The organism is Staphylococcus petrasii (assembly GCF_002902565.1).
GTDB lineage: Bacteria > Bacillota > Bacilli > Staphylococcales > Staphylococcaceae > Staphylococcus > Staphylococcus petrasii.
The window spans coordinates 1-2,170 of the sequence record NZ_PPRC01000127.1 but is presented as its reverse complement, the minus strand read 5'-3'; the positions used below and the strand labels follow the sequence as shown (position 1 = coordinate 2,170).

The following is a 2,170-nucleotide window of genomic DNA, read 5'->3' as shown; positions in this document are numbered from 1 at the left end:
CTTCTTATATAAAATATATTATTATTTTACTACAATTTTAATGAGTTAGTATTTAAAAAATAAAATATATATTTGAATTTTAGGTGTTTACTTAATTTATACATTTAATTTACTGTTTTTTTACATGAATGTGATAAATATTAAGTGAATAGGATGTGATATATTATGAATAAAAAATTACTTAAAAGATACTTTGAAAATAAGGATTTCAAAGCTATTGCAGTCGTTGTTGGTTCAAAGAAAATGGTATTAGAAAACGATATTCATTTAGACTATGAAAATGAAGTAATTATTTATCCGCTTAAAAATTGTACGCGTATTATTCCGTTCAGTTCTATTTCTTACATTGATTTATTAGAAGAAAATGAGCATTTTATTAATTACTTTAGAGAAACAGTCTAACTATCACAAACAGGTTAATTAGCATTTTGCGAAGAGAATGACAAATTAAAAAGGCGGGAAGAAATCACTTATGAATTCTTCTCGCCTTACTTTCTTATAGATTTAATATGTTTTAACTAATTTGAGTCGGTAATCATCCGTAAAATTATCTACTAGGGCATAAGGTGAAATGATAAGTAAACCTTGATCATTTACTGCATTCTTATTTACACCATATTTATAAGCCTGATAGATAATTTTTGTGCAATAGGTAAAACGCTCGCTTTTAGGATTGATTGTAACTAAGTATGTCTTATCACTATCTTCGTAATGTCGCCTTGCCCAATTGGCAGCTTGTTGACCAGCTCCAGCTTTAGAACATCGATAGACTTTAATCCAGTCATCTTTACCTTCTCCAAAACGTTCTTTAAATGACTCAAACGATTCAGTAATAGGCTTCTGTCCAGGACCTTCAATTTGTAAAACTGTGTCATGATCCAGTGCAATACTAGAATGGCCAAAGAATCCAAATAATACTGGACCTTTAGTTAAAATAATATCACCAGGTTGTAGTTCGAAATCATCATTCTTAGCAGAAGTGGTTGCTGAATAATCAGATTGAGCATAAGTGTTAAATGATATACATAACCATCCTAATAATATGATAGAAAAAATTTTAACAATAAGTCGTTGATTGAATGTCACTTCAATTCTCCTCAATTATATACGCTAAGTTATAAGTAATCTAAATTAAGGAAAAATAAAATATAGCTATTAGATTTCTTGATTAACTTTAACTATAAAATACCAAAGATCAATACATATATCAGTAAAGCAAAACCGAAAATATAAAATACTACTGTGAATCCTAGGTATGATTCTTTACGTTCTTCTTTTTTAGATTTAAGCAGTAAGCCTAATATAATTGAGGCTGCTATCACGAAGAAAATACCTAGCCATAGTAGAATGGTTAAATGTGTACTCATATTTCAAGCCTCCTATAACGTAGTTTAAAAGAAATTGTATATTAATGGATACAAGTAATATAACAATAAAACTATATTAATTAGAAAAATAATTTCGCTTACAAGGTTCTTGTATACTGCTGCAGTACTTAAACTAACAATAATAATGATACTACTAACAATTAAACCAGGTATAAGCCAAAAAAATCATCTAATTTAGGATAGTAGGTGACTATAATATTAAACCCTAAAAACGCAATTGTCATGACAATATTTAACCAAAATAGTTTGCTTGAATTCATGGGTGCCACCTCTTAAATTTTATAAAATCATTATTCTAATCATATCATTAATTGAAGGTGGGGCAAACTTACTATCTAATCGAAATGCATAACATTTTTATAATGACTTAATTTTGACAAAATTCCATTTAAATTACGGCATAAAAAAACCGTCAACTAAGACATTTAAGCTTGGTCAACAGTAATATATTTCAATCTAAACGATAAAATTATATAAATGAATTATGTTAAAAAATCCAATGTCAATCAGAAAGGGAATTTGATATAAAAATAAATAGATAAATCACTTCGAATGTTCACAATTTCGACATATTTATAAAAAATAAAGTGGCCCCATAAAAAAATAAAGTGATTATTTAAAAGTTACGTGGTTTAATATTTTTAAATGGACAATTAATTTTTGCACAATATATTAAACTTGATAATCAATTATATGTTATCAATAATTGCAATACATTAATAGTTAGAATATAAGTCGAATTATAAATTCGAGTTTTCTTATATGAATACACAATATATAAT

Annotated in this window: 3 protein-coding genes; 1 reads left to right on the top strand and 2 read right to left on the bottom strand. The window is 26.8% G+C overall.

What is annotated here, in order from left to right; genetic code table 11:
* The first annotated feature begins 165 nt into the window (after positions 1-165).
* Positions 166-402: a hypothetical protein gene (locus tag CD127_RS11945; RefSeq protein ID WP_103299107.1), complete on the top strand. Its 237-nt coding sequence runs from the start codon at positions 166-168 to the stop codon at positions 400-402.
* Between the two features lie 102 nt (positions 403-504).
* Here CD127_RS11945 and lnsA read toward each other — a convergent pair whose 3' ends face one another.
* Positions 505-1,092 carry a lipoprotein N-acylation protein LnsA gene (gene lnsA / locus CD127_RS11940; RefSeq protein WP_103366827.1) on the bottom strand — a complete coding sequence of 196 codons (588 nt, stop codon included), beginning with the start codon at positions 1,090-1,092 and terminating at the stop codon, positions 505-507.
* Positions 1,093-1,178: 86 nt separating this feature from the next.
* Positions 1,179-1,367, bottom strand: coding sequence for a type II toxin-antitoxin system toxin TsaT (gene tsaT, locus CD127_RS11935; protein ID WP_103299108.1), 189 nt, complete (start codon positions 1,365-1,367; stop codon positions 1,179-1,181).
* Between the last annotated feature and the right edge of the window lie 803 nt (positions 1,368-2,170).